This window comes from Streptomyces sp. BF23-19, assembly GCF_041106355.1.
Lineage (GTDB): Bacteria > Actinomycetota > Actinomycetes > Streptomycetales > Streptomycetaceae > Streptomyces > Streptomyces virginiae_A.
Genome location: NZ_JBGBPT010000119.1, coordinates 1 through 20,728, shown reverse-complemented (window position 1 = coordinate 20,728; position 20,728 = coordinate 1). Strand labels below are relative to the sequence as shown.

The window sequence follows — 20,728 nt, the reverse complement described above, 5'->3', positions numbered from 1 at the left end:
ACCCCATGTCCCCCGAGGCACTCCCCCCGACCAGACGCTCGTTCCTCCGCGCCGGCACCGCCGCCGCCCTCGCCCTCACCGCCGCCGGCTGCGGCTTCGCCACCTCGGAGGACCCGGCCGGCAAGGCGACCGCGGAAGCACCCATCGACGTCAAGGTCGACGGCGACCTCGTCTACTTCAACTGGGCGGACTTCGTCGACCCCAGCGTCTTCGAAGGCTTCCAGAAGGAGTACGGCGTCAAGGTCGTCCAGTCGAACTACGACTCCATGGAGGGCATGGCCGCCAAACTCAACGCCGGCAACCGCTACGACATCATCTTCCCCACCGCGAAATGGGCCGAGCGCCTCGCCACCGGCGGCCGGCTCCGTACGATCGACCACTCCCGGCTGCGCGGCGCCGAAGCCGTCTTCGGCGGCTACGACTACTTCGCCGACCCCTGGTACGACCCCCGCTCCGCGCACACCGTCCCGTTCACCATGTACAAGACGGGCATCGGTTGGCGCCGGGACCGGCTCGGCGACCTGACCGGTTCCTGGGAAGACCTGTGGAACGAGAAGGCCAAAGGCAAGGTCTTCGTCCTCGACGACCGCGACGAGGTGCTCGGCCTGGGCGCGCTCAAACTCGGCCTCGGCCTCACCACCGGCGACCAGGCCGACCTCGACCGTGTCACCGACACCCTGCGCTCGCTCCGCCCCCGCCTGCGCGGCTTCTCCAGCGACAGCTACAACAACCTCCTCAACGGCAACGCCGACATGACCCAGGCCTGGAGCGGTGACATGGCCGCCATGCTCGCCCAGGCCGAGGACCCGTCCGTCTTCGGCTTCGAGGTCGCCCGCGAAGGCGCCCCCGTCAACTCCGACTGCTACGCCATACCCGCCAACGCGCAGCACCCCGGCACCGCGATGCTCTTCATCGACTACATGCTCCGCCCGGAGAACGTGAAGAAGAACATCGAGTACATCGGCTACCCGATGCCGGTCCGCGGCACCGAGGACACCTACGCCGCGCTCGTCGAGCCGTTCCCCCAGTGCCTGGTGACCGCCGACGACCTGGCGGCCGACCTCTTCTTCCGCAACGGCGACGCGGGCACCGAACGGGCCCGCGACGCCGCTTGGACCGACGTGAAGGCCGGCTGACATGGCGACACGCAGCAACCGCACCGGCACCGCGCTCCGGCCGACCCAGGACCCGGCCACGCCGAAAACGCCGCCCCGGGACCGGAAGCGGCCCGAGGCCACGCCGGGCACCACCGCCCGGACACGGCAGCCACGTCTGTGGACCTGGCTCCTGCTCCCCGGCACCCTCTGGATGACCGGCTTCCTCGTCGCCTCCCTCCTGCTTGTCGCCACCCTCGCGCTCGGCACCACCGACCCCCTCGGCAACCCGCGCTTCGGACTCAACTTCGCCAACCTCACCGCCCTGGCCGACCCCGCCTACAGCACCGTCCTGCTGCGCTCCCTCGGCTACGCGTTGATCACCTGCCTCATCAGCCTGGCCGTGGCCTACCCGGTCGCCTACGCCATCGCGCTGCGCGGCGGCCGCTTCAAGAACCTGCTGATCGCCGCGATCGTCGTCCCGTTCTTCGCCAACTACCTGGTCCGGATGTACGGCTGGTCCGTCGTCCTCTCCGACGACGGTCCGCTGCTGCGGGCCCTGCGCGCGATCGGTCTCGCCGACGGCGACACCAAGATCCTGCAGACCGGGGTGGGGGTCGTCGCCGGACTCGTCTACGGCTTCGTGGTCTTCATGATCATCCCGCTGTACGCGGCGATGGAGCGCATGGACACCTCGCTCATCGAGGCCGGCCGCGACCTCTACGGCGGCCCCCTGCGCACCTTCCTCTTCGTCACCGTCCCCGCCACCCGGCAGGGAGCGGCCGCCGGTTGCGTCCTCGTCTTCCTGCCCGCCATGGGCGACTTCGTCAGCGCCCAGCTCATGGGAGGCCCCGACCAGATCATGATCGGCAACCTGATCCAGGACAAGTTCTTCCAGGGCCAGAACTGGCCGCTCGGCTCCGCCCTCACCATGCTGCTGATGGCGGTCCTGTTCCTCGGAATGCTCGGCTACCTGCGACGCACCCGCAAGGACGAGGCGGAGGCCGCCCGATGAGCACCAATACCAATACCGGCACTAATACCGGCACCGGCCCCGGCACCCCGCGGCGCCGCCGGCGCGGAGCCGAGCGCCGCCCCCGCTTCGCCATCGCCGTCACCGCTCTCTTCTTCGCCCTCCTCTACCTCCCCGTCGGCGTCGTCGTCCTGTTCTCCTTCAACTCCCAGAAGTCCCTCACCGTCCTCGACGGCGTCAGCCTCCGCTGGTACGAGGCCCTCCTCCACGACGAGGTGCTCCTCGACTCGCTCGGCATGAGCCTGCGGGTGTCCCTGGTCGCCATGGCCGGCTCGCTTGTCCTCGGCGTGGCCCTGGCCCTGGGCCTCGTACGCAGCCGCAGTCGCCTCGGCTCCTTCGCCGGCCTGATCATGCTCGTCCCGCTGATCACCCCGGAGATCGTCACCGGCGTCGCGGCGATGCTCCTCTTCAAGGGCCTCGGCATCACCCTCTCCACCACCACCGTGATGCTCGCCGAGATCACCTTCTCCATCTCCTACGTGACGGTCATCCTCCGCTCCCGCATCGCCGCCCTCAACCCCGAGGTGGAAGAGGCCGCCATGGACCTCGGCGCCACCCGAGGGCAGGCATTGCGCCTGGTGACCCTGCCCGCGCTGCTGCCCAGCATCCTCGCGTCCGCGGTGCTGATCTTCGCCCTCGTCTTCGACGACTTCGTCCTCGCCTACTTCACCACCGGCGTCGACCCGCAACCGCTGTCCGTGCGCATCTACTCGGCGATCAGGTTCGGCGTACAGCCCACCATCAACGCCGTCGGCACCCTGATGCTGGTCGGCTCCATCGGCCTCATCGTCCTCGCCCTCGCCATCCCGCGCCTGTTCGGGCGCAAAGGCGGCCTCGACCTGCTCTCCGGGAAGTGACACCCATGCCCACGACACCCGAGCACCCGATCGCCCACGCGCAGACCCCCTCGACCCCCCTGACCCCGACACCCATCCATCCGACGCCTGCCGTCCGGCTCGACCGCGTCAGCAAGCAGTACCCCGCCGCCGGCGGCACCTACGCCGTACGCGACGTCGAACTCGACATCGCCCCGGGCGAGTTCTTCTCCCTCCTCGGCCCCTCCGGCTGCGGCAAGACCACCCTCCTGCGGATGATCGGCGGTTTCTCCGACCCCAGTACGGGCAGCGTCCTCCTCGACGGCCAGGACGTCACCGGCCTGCCGCCCAACAAGCGCAACGTCAACACCGTCTTCCAGAGCTACGCCCTCTTCGACCACCTCTCGCTCGCCGACAACGTGGCCTTCGGCCTCAAGCGCAAGGGCGTCGGCCGCGCCGAGATCCGCGAACGGGTCTCCGGCATGCTCGACCTCGTCCAGCTCGGCCACCTGGCCGCCCGCAAGCCGACCACCCTCTCCGGCGGCCAGAAACAACGCGTCGCCCTGGCTCGCGCCCTCGTCAACCGGCCCCAGGTGCTGCTCCTCGACGAGCCGCTGGCCGCCCTCGACCTCAAACTCCGCCGCCACATGCAGGTCGAGCTCAAGCAGATCCAGCGCGAGGTCGGCATCACCTTCGTCTTCGTCACCCACGACCAGGACGAGGCACTGACCATGTCGGACCGCCTCGCCGTCATGAACGAGGGCCGCGTCGAGCAGTGCGGCACGCCCGAGGACGTCTACGAGCGCCCCACGAGCAGCTTCACCGCCTCCTTCATGGGCACCTCCAACCTCGTCCCCGGCACCTACCGCGCCGGCCGGGTCGTCCTCGACGACGGCCCCGAACTGCCCGTCGGCCACCGGCCCGCCGTCACCGAGGGCAGCAGGGTCAACCTCTCGATCCGCCCCGAGAAGATCTGGCTGTCCGACCTGGAGCCGGACATGGCGCGCGCCGCCGGGGTCGTCCGCGAGACCGTCTACTGCGGCCCGACCACCACCTACCTCATCGAACTGGCCCCCGGCATCACGGTGTCGGTACTGGAGCAGAACACCGTCCGCTCCCGCCGGGAGGACCGCTGGAGCGGCGGCGAACGCGTCGAGATCGGCTGGAAGCCCGAACACTGCCTCGTCCTGGACTGAAGCCGCCCGGCCCCGCCCCGGCCCGCCCCAGGTCCGAACCGATCGCGCCCTCACCGAAGGACACCCCCATGAACCACGACGTCATCGTGCTCGGCGCCGGCCTGGCCGGCCTCGCCGCCGCACGCGACCTCGCCGCCGGCGGAGCCGACGTCCTCGTCGTCGAGGCCCGGGACCGGGTCGGCGGACGCGTCGAACAGACCGAACTCCCCGACGGACGGCTGGTCCAGCTCGGCGGAGAGGTCGTCGGCCGCGCCCACACCGCCTACCTGGACCTCGCCGCGGAACTCGGCCTCACCCTGATCCCCAGCTACGTCGCCGAGCCCGGCGCCCTCACCCGCGCCACGCCCGAAGGGGTCTCCACCGGCGACGCTCCCCACTGGTTCGGCCCCGGCGACGACGCCTGCCACGAGAAGGTCACCGCCGCCTTCTGCGCACTCGCCCGGACCGTAGACCCGGCCGACCCCTGGTCCCATCCCGACGCGACGGCCCTCGACCGCACCTCCGTAGGCGCCTGGCTGCGCGCCCAGGGAGCGACCCCGGCCGTCGTCCGCCTCTGGGAGATAGGACAACTCGCCCTCGCCGACGGCTCGTACGAGCGCACCTCCCTGCTCGCCGCCCTGCGCAAGCACGCGGCCGTCCCCGGCCCCGACGCCTACGACTACGAGGCCTGGGAGGGCCTGCGGGTCGCCGAGGGCTCCGCCACGGTGGCCCTGCGCATGGCCGCCGCCCTCGCCGGACGCATCCGCACCGGCGCACCCGTCGAGGCCGTCACGATCCGCCGCCCCGGCCCGTGCTCCGTACGGCTGGCCGGCGGGGAGACCCTCACCGCCGACGCCGTCGTCAGCGCCCTGCCCGTCGGCCCGCTCCGGCAGGTCACCGTCACCGGCGTGTCCGACGAGCGACTGGCCTCCCTGCACCGCCAACGCCACGCTCTCGCCGCCAAGTTCGTCGCCGCGTACGACCGCCCGTTCTGGCGCGATCTCGGCCGCAGCGGCCTCTCCGAATGCGAAGGGGTCCTCGGCAGCACCTGGCCGCAGAACGACGGGATCCTCTCCGCCCTCGTCCCACCCGAGAGGCTCGGAGTCCTGCTCGGCACACCCGCCCCGCTGCGCACCCGTGAACTCCTCGACGACACGGCCCGCCTGTACGGCGACGCCGCGTACCGGCCGCTCGCCACGTACGTCCGGATGTGGGGCACCGACCCGTGGACCCAGGGGTACGTGACCCAGTGGACCCCCGGCGACGTCATGGCCGTCGGCCGCCACCACGGCACCCACGAACCACCCTTCTACGTCTGCGGATCCGACCAGTGGGTCGCCGGCTACATGGAAGGCGCCGTACGCACCGGACGCGACGCCGCCGGGGAGGCGCTGCGCCGTGGCTGACACCGACCCCGTGCTCAACCACATCGCGGGCACGGACCGGCCGGCCGCCTCGGGGGAGACCATGGAACTGGTCGACCCCGCCACCGGCTCCCCGCACGGCCACGCCCCACGCTCCGGCAAGGCCGACACGGACGCCGCCTGCGCGGCGGCCGTGGCCGCCTCCGCGCACTGGTCCACGACCACACCGGCCGTACGCCAGCGCGCCCTGCTCGCCATCGCCGACGCCATCGAGGAGCACGCCGAGGCCTTCGTGGCCGCCGAGACGGGCGACACCGGCAAACCGTCCCGCCAGTTCAGGACGGAGGAACTGCCCGCGATCGTCGACACCGTCCGCTTCTTCGCCGGAGCCGCACGCAACCTGCAGGGCCTCGCCGCAGCCGAGTACACCGAAGGCCGTACCTCCGTACTGCGCCGTGAACCGGTCGGGGTCTGCGCCCAGATCACCCCGTGGAACTACCCGCTGATGATGGCCGTGTGGAAGATCGCCCCCGCGATCGCCGCCGGCAACACGACCGTGCTCAAGCCCGCCGACACCACCCCCTCGTCGTCCGCGCTGCTGGCCCGTGTCGCGGCCGAGCACCTTCCGCCGGGCGTGCTCAACGTGGTCTGCGGCGACCGCGACACCGGGCGCACCCTCACCGCCCACCCCGACGTCGCCCTCATCGCGGTCACCGGCAGCGTGCGCGCCGGTCGGCAGATCGCCGCCGCCGCGGCCGCCGACCTCAAACGGGTCCACCTGGAGCTCGGCGGGAACGCCCCGGTCCTGATCCACGACGACGTGGACGTCGAGGCGACCGCCGCCGCCCTCGCCGCGGTCGCCTTCTACAACGCGGGCCAGGACTGCACCGCGCCCACCCGGCTGCTGGTCCACGCGCGGGTGCACGACGCGTTCCTCGCGGCCTTCGCGGCCGAGGCGGGCGCACTGCGCACGGGCGGCCCGGACGAGCCGGACGCCGACTTCGGCCCACTGAACAACGCGACCCAGCTGGCTTCCGTACGGTCCTTGCTCGACCGGCTGCCACGACGTGCCGAGATCGTCACCGGCGGCGCTCGCCTCGCGCGGCCCGGCTTCTTCCACGAAGCCACCGTCGTCGCCGGTGTGCACCAGGACGACGAGATCGTGCAGGAGGAGATCTTCGGCCCCGTCGTGACCGTGCAGCCCTTCGCGGACGAGGCGGAGGCCCTGCACCTGGCCAACGACGTCCGACACGGCCTCGCCGCCAGTGTGTGGACGACGGACCACGACCGGGCGATGCGCGCGACCCGGGCCCTGCACACCGGCATCGTCTGGGTGAACACCCACGGCACCACCGTCTCCGAGATGCCTCACGGCGGGGTCAAGCACTCGGGCTACGGCAGCGACCTCTCGATGGCGGGCCTGCTGGACTACACCCAGGTCAAGCACGTCATGCTGTGAGCCCGTCCGAGGCGTCCGAGGCGTCCGAGGCGTCCGGGTGGGCGGCGGACACCTCGGCGAGGAGCTCGGGCAGGCCCGCGCCCCCCGCCCGGATCCGCACCCTGACAAGATCAGCCGTTCAGGGAGGCCATCAGCTCGGGTGCGTAGCGGTCGCCCGAGGCCACGCCGTGCGGTGCGACGGCGTCGATGGCGGCCAGCTCCTCGGGGGTGATCGTCACCGCGGTGGCGGCGATGTTCTCCTCCAGGTAGCGGCGGCGCTTGGTGCCCGGGATGGGGACCGCGCCCTGCTGGAGGGTCCAGGCCAGGGCGAGCTGCGAGGGGGTGACGCCCTTCTCCGCGGCGAGCCTGCGCACCTGGTCCACGACGGCCAGGTTGCGGTGGAAGTTCTCGCCCTGGAACCGCGGGTCGGTGCGACGGAAGTCGTCGGCGGCGAAGTCGTCGGGGCTGGTGATGGCGCCGGAGAGGAAGCCGCGTCCGAGCGGGGAGTAGGCGACGAGTCCGATGCCGAGGTCCCGGAGGGTGTCGAGGACGCCGTCGTGTTCGATACCGCGCTCGAAGAGGCTGTACTCGGTCTGTACGGCGGCCAGCGGGTGCACCGCGTGGGCGCGGGCGATCGTGGTGGGGGAGACCTCGCACAGCCCGATGTGGCGGACCTTTCCGGCCTCGACCAGCTCGGCCAGGGCGCCGACGCTCTCCTCGATCGGCACGTTCGGGTCGACGCGGTGCAGGTAGTACAGGTCGATGTGGTCGGTGCCCAGGTGGCGCAGGGAGCGGTCGGCCGAGCGGCGGATGTACTCGGGGCTCGCGTTGTGGCCGAGGAGGGTGCCCTCGTCGGAGAACTCGATGCCGGTCTTCGTGGCGACCACGGCGGCCTCACGGCGGCCGGCCAAGGCCTTGCCGAGGAGCTGCTCGTTGCGGAAGGGGCCGTAGCCCTCGGCGGTGTCGAGGAGGGTGACGCCCAGCTCCAGGGCACGGTCGATGGTGGCGAGGGACTCGGTCTCGTCGGTGGCACCGTAGTGGGCGCTCATACCCATCAGGCCGAGGCCTTCGGCGCCGACCTTCAGTCCCTGACCGCCCAGTGCGCGGATCTCCATGGTGTGCTCCTCGTTCAGAAGTAACTAACTGGATAGTTTTAGTCTGCGACGGGTCGGCCAGGTTTGTCAATAACTGGATAGTTACTTGCTAGGCTGCGGCCCATGGCACGGGACTCCAGCGCGACCAAGGCACGGCTGCTCGACGCGGCCTTCACCGAGTTCGCGACGTACGGCATCGCGGGCGCGCGCGTCGACCGCATCGCCGAGACGGCGCAGGCGAACAAGCGGCTCATCTACGTCTACTACGGCAACAAGGAGCAGCTCTTCGACGCCGTGCTCCAGCGGGCCCTCGCGACGGGCTCCGAATCCGTCACCTTCGACGTGGAGGACCTGCCCGGCTACGCGGGGGCGGTCTTCGACCACCTCGTCGAGCGACCCGAACTGATGCGCCTCGTGCTGTGGAAGCAACTGGAGCGCCCGGGGTCCACGGACGCCGAGTCCTCGTCCTACGACGGCAAGATCGCGGCGGTTCGACGGGCGCAGGAAGCGGGCCGGATCGACGCCGGCGTGCCCGCGGCCGATGTCCTGACGCTGGTCATGGGCCTGTCACAGGCCTGGTTCGGCGCGGTGGGCGGCCCGGCGGCGGGCGCGGCGGGCACCGGCTGGGCCGCCGATCGGCTGGCCGAGCACCGCGCGGCGGTGGTGGAAGCCGTCCGCCGGATCATCACGCCCGCACCGCCGGCCGACGGGGCCTGAGGGACGCCGAGCTCGTCCGTGGTCAGCGGTACGGCCCGGCGAACTCCAGCAGGGTCCGCTCGTACCGCCCGCCGAAGCCCACCCGGGTGACGTCCTTGAACGGGAACTTCGACAGCTCGGGGCGCCACCGCGCCTCGGTGTCGACCTCCCGCAGCCGCAGCGACTTCGGCCGTACCGCGGCCACTTCGCCGATCCAACAGGCGTTCGGCGCGTCCCGTTCGACGTGCAGGGACACCAGCCCGAAGGCCCGGGAGGCGCCCTGTGCCAGGTCCGCCAACCGGTCCAGGGCGAGCCCCGGTTCGGGCGCCCTGGCCGGCCAGTGCCCACGTCGGCGAAGTGCCCGGACGGTCAGGCAGTCCGTACCGCCCCGCCGTACGACCTTCGTGACGTCCGCGGTACGCACCGCCGCCCAGCCGTCGAGCTGGAGATCACTGCACAGAGCGATCAGCGTCCACGCCGTGCTCGCGGCGACGACGAAACCGTCGAGCCGATCCGCGCCCCGGATCGCGGACCGGTGGACGCGGACCGGAGCACCCGACGACACCGCCTCGGTGAGCCGTGCCATGACCTTGTTGTCCATGGAGCGATCCTGCACCGTCCCGGGGGCGGGGTCACCTGTGTTTCGCACCCTCCTTGACCTCAAGCGCGGTCGAGGAAGCATGATCGTCTCCATGAACACGGAGAAGACGGAACAGACGGAGAAGACGGAACAGTCGGCAAGGGTCGCTTCCCTCGAGGCGATCGCGCAGGTCGTCGCCACGGTCGAGCGGACGCAACGCACCAAGGACGCCGAGGGATTCCTCGCGCTCTTCCATCCCGAGGCCCTGTGGACCACCGCCCACGGCAAGGTCCTCATCGGCTTCGAGGCGATAGCGGAGTTCACGCGGGCGGTGCTGCCGACGGCGAGCTGGGACGGGGAGGTCACCTACGAGGTGGTGCACACACAGTTCCTGCGCCCGGATGTCGCGGCCGTGAAGGTACGCCAGCTCTACCGCTCGCCGGCCGGTGACACCGAGGGCGCCCCGCTCTACGTGATGACGCGCGAACCGGACGGCCGCTGGCTGCTGACGGCCTGCCAGAACACCCAGGTGGCGGCGGACCCGGCCTGAGGGCCCGCGCAGGCGAAGGTCCGGCCGGGGCGGAGTCCACACGTGAACCCTCCGCCGGCAGCCGGACCTTCACCGAACGCGCTCAGGAGCGGGCGAGGAACGACCGCAGCGCCGCGGTGAGTTCGGTGGGCGTGTCCAGTGCGATGAGGTGGGCCGCGTCGGGGAACTCGACCAGCGTGGCGCCGGGGATCCGGGCGGCGTACCGGCGGGCGATCTCCTGGAAGTCGGGGACGTCGAGCAGGCCGATCCCCACCAGCGTGGGAACGGCGATCGACGCGATGTCGCCCGCCGGGCCACCTTGGGAGTGCTCCCCGACGGTGTCCTGGTTCACCAACGACGTCCGCACCGGGATCCGGAGCCGTTCGGCCAGCCCCGGCGCGACGTCCTCCCAGCCGCGGCCGGGCCCGCGCAGCCACATGTCCAGGTTCACACGGACCGCAGCGTCCAGGTCACCCGCGGCCAGGGCCGCCGTCTCGGCCTCGTCGTAGGCCACCATGTCCGCGGACCAGTCGTAGCCGGGCCACGGCGGGGCGAGCAGCGTCAGGGACCGCACCCGGCCCGGGTGGGCGAGCGCGAAGTTCACGGCCACCCGCCCGCCCCAGGAGGCGCCGATGAGCCGGACGCTCTCGTGACCGAGGTGGTCCAGGAGGCGGGACAGGTCGTCGGTCTCCCTGAACGGCCCGGCCGGGGGAGCGGATTCGCCGAAGCCGCGCAGGTCGTAGCGGATGACGGTGTGCCGCTCCGCGAGGGCGGGCACGACCGCGTCCCACATGGTGTGGTCGGCGACGCCGGCGTGTACGAGCACCACGGGCGAACCTTCGCCGGTGACGGTGTAGGAAAGATGGCCGAGATCGTCGGCAAGGATATGCATCCGCAGATAGTCGCAGGTCAGGACTGCGGAGACCATGGAGTTCCTGGAAGAGGACCGCGTCTCGGGGAAGTGGTCGCGAGCAGTTCCCGCAGGAGCGCGACGACGAGCCGGGGTCGGCCCACGAAGGGCGAGTGGCCCGTCCGCCACTCGCGCACGTCGGTGCAGCGCGCGGCCATCCTGCGCTGCACGCCCGGGTCGATGGCCCGGTCCTGGGCGCAGACGACGTAGGTGGAGGGGGTGTCCTGCCAACTGTGCCGCTCCGGCACTCCTCGCCCGCAGCCGGGGGCCTGGGCGCGCAGGAGGCCGACCGCCCGGGCGGCGAGCGGTGCGGGACAGTCGCCGTAGAGGACGGCGGCAGCCCGGTCGGGGCGCAGGCTGGTCGAGCCGTCGGGCTCGGGCCGGATCGCGTCCCGGAGCCGCGCGGACGCCCCACCCAACCCGGCCGCGCTCTCACCGGCATCCGGCACGAAGGCCGCCAGGTACACCAGGTGTCCCGCTCCGCGCACCCCGGTGATCACCGAACCGCCGTAGGAGTGACCGAGCACGACGGCAGGCTCCCGCAGCGCGTCGACGGCGGCCTGGACCGCGGCGGTATCGGCGAGCAGCGAACCCCGGTGGAGCTCGGGAACGGCAACCTCGGCCCCGGTCGTCCGCAACCGCTCCGCCACGTCGGCGAAGTGCTCAGGACGGTGATACAGGCCATGAACGAGCACCACAGCGGCCAATGCGCCCCTCCTCGGGTCGGCGACAACCCAGTGATCTTGACACGGCCTATGACCTGTTCCGGCGCCGGCAGCGGGACGGCACCGGGGCCCGGACCGGCACCCGGCTCGTGAGAGCCTGCGCCGGTGGACTCAGGACTGCCCGCCGGATGGACGATCGAACGTGTGCGCGCCCTTTCCGGAGATCGAACCGCAGCCCCGCTCTCCTTCGATCGCCTTGTGGTCGTCGAGGTGGCCGGTCAGGGGGACTACGAGCCCCTCCGACCCGATGTGATCCTCGCGTTCCACGAGTTGTGCCTCGTGAGGGACGACGGTGAGTGGTTCATGGGGCAGCTCGACGATGACGGCTCGGTGATCTGCTGGGCCTCCTACGGATCCGATCTGGCCGAGGCCATCCGCAGTCTCTGAATGCCACCCCCGCACCTTCGGACACGGTCACAACAGACCCTGGGGCTGTTCCACAGAGGTCTGCCGAGGTCCGGTCCGTTCGGCGGCGAACTCGTCGGTGAGGTCGACACAGGTGCAGAAGTCACCCGTGCACGGGAAACCGGTTTCGGCGCCGTAGGGTGCGAGGCCCGCCATCAGACGGAGCACCTCCGCCCGTTCGTGCTCGGCGAGGCGGGGGAGAGCCGCTCGGGGTGAGAGCTGCAGGCCGGCCGGGGCGTCCTCCAGGTCGGACACGGCCTGTCCGTCGACGAACAAGGTGCAGAGGGGATGGTCGGGAAAGGTGTTGAGTCGCAGCACCAGCCAAGTCCCCTCGGTCTGGGCCGCGTAGGGGAAGATGTACGAGTCCACCTCGTGCCATGAGATCTGCGTGGGCCGACCAGGCCGAGCCTTCACGACCACACCTCCTCGATCGACGTACGGACGGATGGCGTCCGACCTTGCCCCACGGTTCCACACTGCAGGGTTCAGGCACCTTTCACCAGATGCCGTGTTCGAGCTCTTCCATGGCAAGGTTCCACTGGGACTCCTCGTCGGCGAAGGCTGTCGGGTCGAACGTGCCGACAGTGTCCCGGAAGCGGGCGGCAAGTTCCTCCGGGGCCACGCCGTTGTCGTGATCGATCTCGACCTTGCGCAGCTCGATCAGCGCGAACACGAGCGACTCGATGTCCCGATGCAGCGCGATGTGACCGATGGCGCCTTCCGGGAACGCGTACACCCTGCCCGATGCCGGATCCACGGCGAGCAAAGACGTGAACAGGTACCCGAGGGCCCACCACTGCCGGCTCTCCTCGGGGCAGTGGAGCCCGTAGTACTCGAACCGGCTTCCGATGGTGATCGCGTCGACCTCCGGACCGTACGGGTCCTCGACGTCCGCACGGGCGGTGAACAGGACCGACTGGGGAAGTCCCACCGAACCGAGGAAGGCGGCGGTACGGGCGTCGACACCCGTGGCGCGTTGATGGGGGAAATAGGTGATGCGGCCGAGGCCGTACACATCGATCAGCTCCGCCGACGTCACGGTGAATTGCATGGCCTGCCTCAACCGGTCCCTTCTCCACGTGAGTTACCGCGACGGCCCCACCGCGCAGCCGTGACACCACTCCGCCCCGCAATTGCGTGGACGCACCTGTCGGTGATCAAGTATCGTCCGGGCTCGGACCACATCACACGAGCGAACGGAAGGAGGCGAGTGCCGTGCAGTGCTCAACCATCCAGCGCTCCCTCCCCGTTACCCCGGTGTGGTTCTTCTGATCCGAACCCGGGAGCGCTCCACGCAGTACACATCCCGGAGGAATCCATGACCGATCCGGTCATCCGCGCGCTCGACGAGAGCGACGCCCAGCTGTTCGACGCACACCCCGACCCGCTGAACGCCCGCGCCGCCCACGAGCGCACCACGCACCGCCCCGACTGGAAGCGGGTCGCCCTGCGCGACGGCACGGTCGTCGCCCGCGGCGCCTGGTGGGGCGGCACCGACGACAAGGAACCCGTCAACGTCAACTGGTTCGACGTCGCCGAGGGCGAGGTGGAGGCAGGGGCCGAACTCCTGCGCTCCGCCCCCTGGCAGGTCGAGCTCGAGATCAACCTCCCCGGCGACTGGCAGGACCACCCGGACCTCGCAGCCGCCGCCGAGACGCGCTTCGCCGCCGCCCGAGCGGCGGGCTACGAGCTCCTGGTGGAACGTTTCCTGTACCGCTGGACCCCGGAGCGCGGACTCCCCGAACGGCCCGGCCGCCTCGTCTTCGCCGCCGAACCCGACGACGCGGTCTTCTTCGACGCACTGCGCCGCATCCACGCGGTCACCCTCGACGCCCACGCGCTGAAGGCCATAGCGGAGGGTGGTCTGGACCAGGCCGCCCAGGAGGAGCTCGACTTCTTCCACTGGTGCCCGTCCCCGCGCGAGTGGTGGCAGGTCGCCCGCACACCCGAGGGCGACCTGGCCGGCATCCACATCCCCGCGCACAACCCCTCCGGACCGACCGTCGGCTTCATCGGTGTCCTCCCGGAACACCGCGGCCGCGGCTACGCCTACGACCTGCTCGCGGAGTGCACCCACTTCCTGGTGGAGCACGGCGCCGAGGCCGTCACCGGAGCCACGGACCGGGGCAACTTCCCGATGGCCGCGAACTTCGCCAAGGCCGGCTTCCCCGTGGTGCGCGAGCGCATCAACTTCCACCCCGTCGCCCGGACCGCGTAGCACCAGCGGCCTGACCTCGCCCCGCGCCGTCATGTTCGCGCCGCGGGGCGAGGTTGTCCGCGCAGACGGCCGCCACGCGGTTCGGCGCGCGGCCGACGGTCGACTCCCCGGTGCCCTCCCTACACTGACGGGCATGGCATGCCGCATCAGTGAACTGGTCATCGACGCCGCCGACCCCGACCGGCTCGCCGCGTTCTGGAGCGAGGTCCTCGGCTACGTCGAACTCGGCCGGGAGGACGACGGAAGCATCGAGATCGGGCCGCCCGACGTCGGCTTCGGCGGGCCGCAGCCCACCCTCGTCCTCAGCCCCAGCAGCGCCCCGCGGACGGGGAAGCTCCCCCTGCACATCGACGTCAACCCCACCGACCGCGACCAGGACGCCGAGCTGGAGCGACTCCTCGCCCTCGGGGCCAGGCCCGCCGACGTGGGTCAGACCGGCACCGAGAACTGGCACGTCCTCGCCGACCCGGAAGGCAACGAGTTCTGCCTCCTGCGCAGGCGGCTCCAGCCCCTCTGACGCACCACGTCCGTGAGCCGGGACGCGCAGGACAACGCGCGTGCCCGGATGCCGACCGCCGGGCGGCCTCCTCCGCCGGCCGGTGGGCGAGGATCCCCTAGCACCCGCACCGCGCCGGCTCGTCCAACTGGGCCCTGAGACGCCTTCCACGGCGGTGCGCTCCGCGTCGGGCCGGAGCACGGCGCTCGCGGTGCGTGTCACCGACTCGATCAACGGATCGGCCGCCAGGTCCGGCGGCGTCCCCCATGCCGTTCCCTCGCCGGGTGCCCCTCGCATCAGCGATCACCTCGTTCCGGATTCACGGTCCGTCCGTCACATCGGTGGCGGCCGGTCGGGAAGGTGCCAGCGGTGCGGGGCGACGAGTGCGTCGATGCTGTCCGGCCCCCAGGTTCCGGGGGCGTACGGCTCCACGGGAGGGGGCGCGTCGAGCAGCGGGGCAGAGATCTCCCACAGGCGTTCGATGCCGTCGGACCGGGTGAAGAAGGACTGGTCGCCGAGCATGGCCTCCAGGAGGAGGTGCTCGTAGCCTTCCAGGGAGTTGTCGGCGGTGAAGGAGCTCTGGTAGCCGAAGACCATGTCGGCCTCCGCCAACCGCATGGTGGGGCCGGGTTCCTTGACGAGGAACCGGGCGGTGATGGAGCCGGGATCGGCGAAGTCGATGACGAGTTCATTGCCCCGCCTGTCGACGGCGGCCCGTGCGTTCAGGGGGAACATGCCGAGGACGGGCTCGCGCAGTCCCAGGGTCACGACGTGCCGGCCCTCGGCCAGTGCCTTGCCCGAGCGCAGGTGGAAGGGGACACCGGCCCAGCGCCAGTTGTCGATCTCGACGCGCAGGGCGGCGAAGGTCTCGGTGTCGGAGGCCGGATCGACCCCGGGCTCGGCGCGGTAGCCGGTGTACTGTCCGCGGACGACGTGGGCGGGGTCCAGCGGTCGCATGCTGCGGAAGACCTTGACCTGCTCGTCCCGGAGCGACTGTGCGTCGAGGACGACCGGCGGCTCCATGGCGACGAACCCGAGCAGCTGGAACAGATGAGTGACGATCATGTCGCGGAAGGTTCCGGTGCCCTCGAAGAAGTGCGCTCGGCCCTGGATGTCGATCTGCTCGGGTACGTCGATCTGCACATGGCTGATGTGCTCGCGGTTCCAGAGGGGTTCGAAGAGACCGTTGGCGAACCGGAGGGCGAGGATGTTGTCGACCGCCTCCTTGCCGAGGAAGTGGTCGATGCGGAACACGCGGGACTCGTCGAACACGGCATGGATGGCCCCGTTGAGCGCGCGGGCGGACGCGAGGTCGGTACCGAAGGGCTTCTCGACGATGACCCGGGCGTCCTGTGCGAGACCTGTGGCGCCGAGGAGTTCGACCATCGAGGTGAACGCGACGGGCGGAACGGCGAGGTGGAAGAGCCGTCGCGGAGTGCCACCGACGGCCTGCTCGGCCGCCCGGACCGCCGCCACCAGCGGCTCCGGGGCATTCGGGTCGGCCGAGCCGAAGGACAGGGCGGACTCGAACTCCTGCCATACGGGCCCTTCGGGGCGCGAACGGCCGAACTCGGTCACGGCCTGCCGCGCGTGGGCGCGGAACTCCTGGTCGCTCAGGGCCTCGGCCGCCGGGGCGGAGCCGACGATGCGGTAGCGCCGGGGCATCAGCCCCGCCTTGGCAAGGTGGAACAGGCCGGGCAGCAGCTTGCGGCGGGCCAGGTCTCCCGTGGCGCCGAAGAGGACGATGACGTGGTCGGGTGTGCCTGAGGCCATGCGCCGCACTTCCGTTCCGGGGCCGTTCCGGGCGGTCGTCTCGCCCTGAGCACCCACTGTGCGTGTTCACCAAAGATCCGGCACCCGGGATTCCACCACCCGGGTCGCGGGACGTCGCGCGTGTTCTCCGTGCTCACCCAGGGGCACCGGGACACCGGGGACAGCGGGACGCGGGGCATGCTCGCCCTCCGACACGTCGGCGGTGTGCGGGACGGTCGGGGCCCTCGGGGAGGGCGCAGGGGGTGCGCGGGGGCGGTCCGGCTCTGTCGTGGAGGCTTCGTTTCGCTGACGGACGGGTACCGCCCTCGGCACTAGTCTCGGATCGTGGGACAGCCTCTGGAGAGCGTCGAAGGCGCAGGACCGTTCATCACCCGACGCACCTGGCGGCGTCCCGAGGGCGAGACGGTCGTCTGGGATTCGCGACCGGCGCGCAAGCGCGGCACGCTGTCGGTCCTGGGCCCGGGGGACACGGTCGACCGGGTCGCGACCGCCGATCCCGGGGCGCTGAGCCGAGTGCGCAGGCTCAACGCCGTCGCCTCCACCGCGTTCATCATCGGCGGGGCGTTGTTCGCCGCCGGCGCCGCGGTCGCGCAGTTCGGTTCGGGCGATCCGCTCGTCAGCGCGTGGGTGTACCTCGTAGGGGGCCTGTTCTTCAGTACCGGAGGCTACGTCTCGGTACTGCAGGTGGTGAACGGGCCTCGTCATGCCCCGGACGGCGGTTTTCGGTCCACGGCCGGCTGGCGGTGGTGGGGGTACGAGCCGATGCGGCTGGACTGGCTGAGCACGTTCGTCCTGTTCACCGGGACGCTCGTGTTCGGCGTCAACCTGCTGGACTCGTTTCTGGAGGGCCTCAGCGTCAGCCAGGTCAATCGGCTGATCTGGACCCCCGACGTGATCGGGTGCGTGCTGTTCCTGATCTCCGGGCATCTGGCGTTCGCCGAGATCTGTCACCGGCCTTGGCCGTGCATCCGCTCCCGAAGTCTCGGGTGGTGGGTGGTGGCGGTGAACCAGTTGGGTTCGATCCTGTTCATGGTCTCGGCGCTCGCGGCATTCACCCGACCCGCCACCGGAAGCCTGGTCAACGTCGACATCGCCAACTGGGGGACGCTGACCGGTGCGCTGTGCTTCTCGGTCGGCGGGGTGGTGCAGCTCTTCGAGCGGCCGTAGACGGTAGTGCCCGTGCCGGGTGTGGCATCGCGGCAGTGGGGCGGACGTGACAGGGGTGGCTCTGTGTCGACGTCCGCGCTCCTGCTGGTGCCGCTGTCGGTGGGTGTTGTGGGTGCTGTTGCGCGTGTCAGTGGAGGGTGAGGGCGTAGGAGAGGAGGACGAGGCTGACGGTGGTGAGCAGCGTTCGCCACGTGTTGGCCTTGTTCCAGGGGGTTTCGTAGGTGGTGCGGGTGGTGTGGGCGGTGGTGGTGTCCGTGTGTTCGGGGGATCCGGCTTGTTCGAGGGCGTTGTTGAGAGGGATGTTGATGCGCCCCGTGATGGCCATGGTGGCCACGTAGGTGGCGAGTGCGACGGCCAACGGGACGATGGCGTCGCGGGTGTCGGGATCGGTGGCGTGGAGGACGAGGGTGGCGGCGGTGAGGAGGGGTGCGCCGAGGTAGGCGAGTATGAACCAGCCGTTGAGGATGGCTCTGTTGATGTTCTGCATGGTTTCGACGAGGGTCTTGTCGCTGCTGCGGGCGAGGCCGGGCATGACGGCGACGGTGAATGCGTAGAACAGGCCGCTGATGAGTCCGGTGGTGATCGTCGCGGCGATGAGGGTTGCGGTGCGTGCGGTTTCCACGTGGTTCCTCTCTCTGGTGTTCCGGTAGGCGCCAGCGGCCGGGCCGGGCCGGGCCGGGAGGCCGGGCAGGGCCGTTCGTGCCGGGTCGTGCCAGGGGTGGTGCCGTGCGGTGCCGAGATCGGTACGTCGTGCCGGGCCGGGGGTGAGGCCGGTTGCGCCGTGCGTGCCGGGGCCGGATCGGCCGAGCAGTGCGGTGCCGGGCGGTCGGTGCCGGTGGTGTGGTGGGGTTCGGTTGATCATAAGGGTGGAGTGGTGCGTGCGGCCCTGTGGTTTCGTTGGGTCGTGTCCTGCTGCTGCTGTTGTTGATTGGGGGGTGTTGTCGTGCTGACTGCTCTGACCGGGGTGTTCGGCGACCGCGGGGACGCGGTGTCGGTCGCGGGGCGTGCCGCGTCGTACGAGGACGTGCTGGGTGCCGCCGGGGCGGTGGCCGCCGATCTCGCGGGGTGGGGGCCGGTTCCGGCGTTCGCGGTGACCGCGACGGCTTCGCTGGAGACGGTGGCGGCGGTGGTCGGTGGCCTGCTGGCGGGGGTGCCGTGTGTACCGGTGCCCCCTGACGCCGGGCCGGTGGAGCGTGGCCACATCCTGCGGGACTCGGGTGCCCGGCTCCTGGAGGTGGACTTCGCCCGCCGTGCGCCGGCGCCCGGCCCCGTACCGTCCGCGCCGGAGGATCCGGCGTTGATCCTGTACACATCGGGGACCACGGGTGTGCCCAAGGGCGTGGTGCTGAGCAGGGCGGCGATCGTCGCGGACCTGGACGCGCTGGCGGGGGCGTGGGAGTGGGGTCCCCAGGACGTTCTGGTGCACGGGCTGCCGTTGTTCCACGTCCACGGGCTGGTGCTGGGCGTGCTGGGGGCTCTGCGGACAGGGAGTCGTCTGCTGCACACGGGCCGACCGACGCCGGAGGCGTACGCGGCGGCCGCGGCGGAGGGCGGGAGCCTGTTCTTCGGCGTGCCCACGGTGTGGTCGCGGATCGCGGCCGTGCCGGAAGCGGCCACGGCCTTGTCAGGGGCCCGGTTGCTGGTGTCGGGAAGCGCGGCGCTGCCGACCCCGGTCTTCCGCGACCTGGAGCGACTGACGGGGCACCGGGTGGTGGAGCGGTACGGGATGACCGAGACGCTGATCACGGTCAGCGGGCGGGCGGGTGGTGAGGTGGCTCCCGGAACGGTCGGTACCGCGCTGGAGGGTGTCGCCACGCGGGTCGTGACCGAGGCGGGTGCGGAGATCGGTGAGCTCCAGGTGAAGGGGCCGACGCTGTTCTCGGGCTACCTGGGCCGGCCGGACGCGACAGCGGCCGCGTACACGGGTGACGGCTGGTTCCGTACGGGGGACATCGCGGCCGTCGACGGGGAGGGAGTGCACCGGATCGTGGGTCGCGCCTCCACCGACATGATCAAGTCCGGCGGGTACCGGATCGGGGCGGGGGAGGTGGAGAACGCGCTCCTGGACCATCCGCGGGTGCGGGAGGCGGCGGTGGTGGGCGTCCCGGATACCGATCTGGGCGAGCGGATCGTGGCGTTCGTGGTGGCCGAGGGTGTCAGCGGGGGCGAGCTCACCGACTTCGTCGCGGCACGTCTGTCCGTCCACAAGCGTCCGCGCGAGGTCCGTTTCATCGAGGCGGTGCCGCGCAACGCGATGGGGAAGCCGCAGAAGCGGCTCCTGCTGGAGGGGGAGGAACGGCACCGGACCTGAAGCGGCCGCTGACGACGACCACGCACATCCTTACCACGGCCGAGGCCCACAGGGCCGACCGGGGGAGGCGGGTGCGGCGGTGATCCGCAGGACGCCGTCGCGGTGGGCCCGGGCCACCGTCGAGCTCGACGAGGTCCCCGCCTCCGGTCCCGGGTCCGGTCGGTGGGTCCGGGTGATCGTGGGGGAGCGGTGGGCACCCGCGACGGTCGCCTGGGTATCGGGTTACGCGTGTGATTCCCGGGCCGGGCCGGGGTGCGGGGCCCCTATCCCTTTGGTCAAGGTGGTGGGGGCGGTGCCGGGCGGGGAAGCCCGGTCGGGCGAGTCTCGCCGGTGCGGCGCCGGAGGAGCTCTTCAGCCGGTCCGGCAGCTCCCGCCGACGACGATCCACCGGGCCCGGTACAGCACGCTCCAACACGGCGATCACCTCGTCCGGATCGAGGACCCTGCGCACCGCATGCAAGGAAGATCGCCCGGACAGAACCTGGGGGAGGACCGTGGCGCGCAGGTGGGTGCGTAGTTGCAGTGCCTCGTTCAGCGGGGACCGGAACAGCGCCGGATGCTGTGCGTCCAGCGCGGTGAAGACCTCCACTGCTTCCTCCGCCTCGGTCAGCGCCTCGCGCAGGCCCGTGCTACTGGCCGCTCCGCACCAGCACCACGAGGATCAACAGATACCCGAGCCGGAGCAGATAGGCGGTCGGGGCTTCCCGGGCGAGCCGGCGCCAGACGGGGAGCGCCTCCTCGCCGGGGGCGATGACGTCCTCGTGCCGGTTCAGTACCGTCAGCGGCCCACCGAGGTTACCGAGGGCAAGCGCCAGCAGCTGATCGGCGGCGGGGTGGTCGAGGCGCCGCCGCCGTCACCGCGACCGCCGCCAACAACCCCGCCCCCGCCTCGGCCTCCTGGCCTG

21 protein-coding genes are annotated in these 20,728 nt (G+C 71.2%); 13 read left to right on the top strand and 8 right to left on the bottom strand.

Annotation, left to right across the window (positions count from 1 at the left end):
• The first annotated feature begins 5 nt into the window (after window positions 1-5).
• The 6 genes from AB8A24_RS39695 (at window position 6) to AB8A24_RS39670 (ending at window position 6,940) form a co-directional block, all read left to right on the top strand.
• Entirely contained in the window at window positions 6-1,136 is a 1,131-nt protein-coding gene (locus tag AB8A24_RS39695) for a spermidine/putrescine ABC transporter substrate-binding protein (protein ID WP_369478920.1), read from the top strand.
• A 1-nt stretch (window position 1,137) separates the two neighbouring features.
• Complete coding sequence (locus tag AB8A24_RS39690; RefSeq protein ID WP_369478918.1) at window positions 1,138-2,109, top strand: ABC transporter permease; 972 nt, start codon at window positions 1,138-1,140, stop codon at window positions 2,107-2,109.
• Window positions 2,106-2,984, top strand: a complete 879-nt coding sequence (locus AB8A24_RS39685; protein ID WP_369478917.1) for an ABC transporter permease — start codon at window positions 2,106-2,108, stop codon at window positions 2,982-2,984. The genes AB8A24_RS39690 and AB8A24_RS39685 overlap by 4 nt, the downstream gene beginning before the upstream one ends.
• A 5-nt stretch (window positions 2,985-2,989) precedes the next feature.
• The gene (locus AB8A24_RS39680) at window positions 2,990-4,138 is read left to right on the top strand and encodes an ABC transporter ATP-binding protein (protein ID WP_369478916.1); all 1,149 of its coding nucleotides are present in this window, start codon (window positions 2,990-2,992) and stop codon (window positions 4,136-4,138) included.
• 68 nt (window positions 4,139-4,206) lie between these two features.
• The gene (locus tag AB8A24_RS39675; protein ID WP_328959866.1) at window positions 4,207-5,523 is read left to right on the top strand and encodes an NAD(P)/FAD-dependent oxidoreductase; all 1,317 of its coding nucleotides are present in this window, start codon (window positions 4,207-4,209) and stop codon (window positions 5,521-5,523) included.
• Between the two features lie 61 nt (window positions 5,524-5,584).
• Window positions 5,585-6,940, top strand: coding sequence for an aminobutyraldehyde dehydrogenase (locus AB8A24_RS39670; protein WP_369478919.1), 1,356 nt, complete (start codon window positions 5,585-5,587; stop codon window positions 6,938-6,940).
• A 110-nt stretch (window positions 6,941-7,050) separates the two neighbouring features.
• Here the strand turns inward: AB8A24_RS39670 and AB8A24_RS39665 are convergent, their stop codons facing one another.
• Window positions 7,051-8,034 (bottom strand): aldo/keto reductase, encoded by a 984-nt coding sequence (locus tag AB8A24_RS39665; protein WP_369478915.1) that lies wholly within the window; start codon window positions 8,032-8,034, stop codon window positions 7,051-7,053.
• A gap of 102 nt (window positions 8,035-8,136) precedes the next feature.
• Between AB8A24_RS39665 and AB8A24_RS39660 the strand changes: the two genes are divergently transcribed.
• On the top strand, window positions 8,137-8,730 hold the full coding sequence (locus AB8A24_RS39660) for a TetR family transcriptional regulator (protein WP_369478914.1): 594 nt from the start codon (window positions 8,137-8,139) through the stop codon (window positions 8,728-8,730).
• Window positions 8,731-8,752: 22 nt separating this feature from the next.
• Here AB8A24_RS39660 and AB8A24_RS39655 read toward each other — a convergent pair whose 3' ends face one another.
• A complete protein-coding gene (locus AB8A24_RS39655; protein WP_328959863.1) occupies window positions 8,753-9,310 on the bottom strand; it encodes a hypothetical protein in 558 nt (185 codons plus the stop codon).
• Between the two features lie 91 nt (window positions 9,311-9,401).
• Here AB8A24_RS39655 and AB8A24_RS39650 point away from each other — a divergent pair, with 91 nt between their 5' ends.
• Window positions 9,402-9,839, top strand: a complete 438-nt coding sequence (locus AB8A24_RS39650; RefSeq protein ID WP_369478913.1) for an SgcJ/EcaC family oxidoreductase — start codon at window positions 9,402-9,404, stop codon at window positions 9,837-9,839.
• An 82-nt stretch (window positions 9,840-9,921) separates the two neighbouring features.
• On the opposite strand, the gene AB8A24_RS39645 is transcribed toward AB8A24_RS39650, so the two are convergent.
• Together AB8A24_RS39645 and AB8A24_RS39640 are read right to left on the bottom strand one after the other, a co-directional pair.
• On the bottom strand, window positions 9,922-10,710 hold the full coding sequence (locus AB8A24_RS39645) for an alpha/beta fold hydrolase (protein WP_369478912.1): 789 nt from the start codon (window positions 10,708-10,710) through the stop codon (window positions 9,922-9,924).
• A 17-nt stretch (window positions 10,711-10,727) separates the two neighbouring features.
• On the bottom strand, window positions 10,728-11,435 hold the full coding sequence (locus AB8A24_RS39640; RefSeq protein ID WP_369478911.1) for an alpha/beta fold hydrolase: 708 nt from the start codon (window positions 11,433-11,435) through the stop codon (window positions 10,728-10,730).
• Between the two features lie 162 nt (window positions 11,436-11,597).
• On the opposite strand from AB8A24_RS39640, the gene AB8A24_RS39635 reads away from it, so the two are divergent.
• Entirely contained in the window at window positions 11,598-11,840 is a 243-nt protein-coding gene (locus AB8A24_RS39635; protein WP_369478910.1) for a hypothetical protein, read from the top strand.
• 27 nt (window positions 11,841-11,867) lie between these two features.
• Here the strand turns inward: AB8A24_RS39635 and AB8A24_RS39630 are convergent, their stop codons facing one another.
• Both AB8A24_RS39630 and AB8A24_RS39625 read right to left on the bottom strand, forming a co-directional pair.
• A complete protein-coding gene (locus AB8A24_RS39630; protein ID WP_369478909.1) occupies window positions 11,868-12,272 on the bottom strand; it encodes a hypothetical protein in 405 nt (134 codons plus the stop codon).
• Between the two features lie 82 nt (window positions 12,273-12,354).
• Window positions 12,355-12,909: an SUKH-4 family immunity protein gene (locus AB8A24_RS39625; RefSeq protein WP_369478908.1), complete on the bottom strand. Its 555-nt coding sequence runs from the start codon at window positions 12,907-12,909 to the stop codon at window positions 12,355-12,357.
• Between the two features lie 267 nt (window positions 12,910-13,176).
• Here AB8A24_RS39625 and AB8A24_RS39620 point away from each other — a divergent pair, with 267 nt between their 5' ends.
• Together AB8A24_RS39620 and AB8A24_RS39615 are read left to right on the top strand one after the other, a co-directional pair.
• A complete protein-coding gene (locus AB8A24_RS39620; RefSeq protein ID WP_328959856.1) occupies window positions 13,177-14,076 on the top strand; it encodes a GNAT family N-acetyltransferase in 900 nt (299 codons plus the stop codon).
• A 133-nt stretch (window positions 14,077-14,209) separates the two neighbouring features.
• Window positions 14,210-14,593, top strand: coding sequence for a VOC family protein (locus AB8A24_RS39615; protein ID WP_328959855.1), 384 nt, complete (start codon window positions 14,210-14,212; stop codon window positions 14,591-14,593).
• Window positions 14,594-14,905: 312 nt separating this feature from the next.
• Here the strand turns inward: AB8A24_RS39615 and zwf are convergent, their stop codons facing one another.
• A complete protein-coding gene (gene zwf / locus AB8A24_RS39610) occupies window positions 14,906-16,345 on the bottom strand; it encodes a glucose-6-phosphate dehydrogenase (protein WP_369478907.1) in 1,440 nt (479 codons plus the stop codon).
• 324 nt (window positions 16,346-16,669) lie between these two features.
• Between zwf and AB8A24_RS39605 the strand changes: the two genes are divergently transcribed.
• Complete coding sequence (locus AB8A24_RS39605; RefSeq protein WP_369478906.1) at window positions 16,670-17,512, top strand: hypothetical protein; 843 nt, start codon at window positions 16,670-16,672, stop codon at window positions 17,510-17,512.
• A 127-nt stretch (window positions 17,513-17,639) separates the two neighbouring features.
• On the opposite strand, the gene AB8A24_RS39600 is transcribed toward AB8A24_RS39605, so the two are convergent.
• Window positions 17,640-18,134 (bottom strand): anthrone oxygenase family protein, encoded by a 495-nt coding sequence (locus AB8A24_RS39600; protein WP_328959851.1) that lies wholly within the window; start codon window positions 18,132-18,134, stop codon window positions 17,640-17,642.
• A gap of 321 nt (window positions 18,135-18,455) precedes the next feature.
• Here AB8A24_RS39600 and AB8A24_RS39595 point away from each other — a divergent pair, with 321 nt between their 5' ends.
• A complete protein-coding gene (locus AB8A24_RS39595) occupies window positions 18,456-19,823 on the top strand; it encodes an AMP-binding protein (protein WP_328959850.1) in 1,368 nt (455 codons plus the stop codon).
• The last annotated feature ends 905 nt before the right edge of the window (window positions 19,824-20,728 follow it).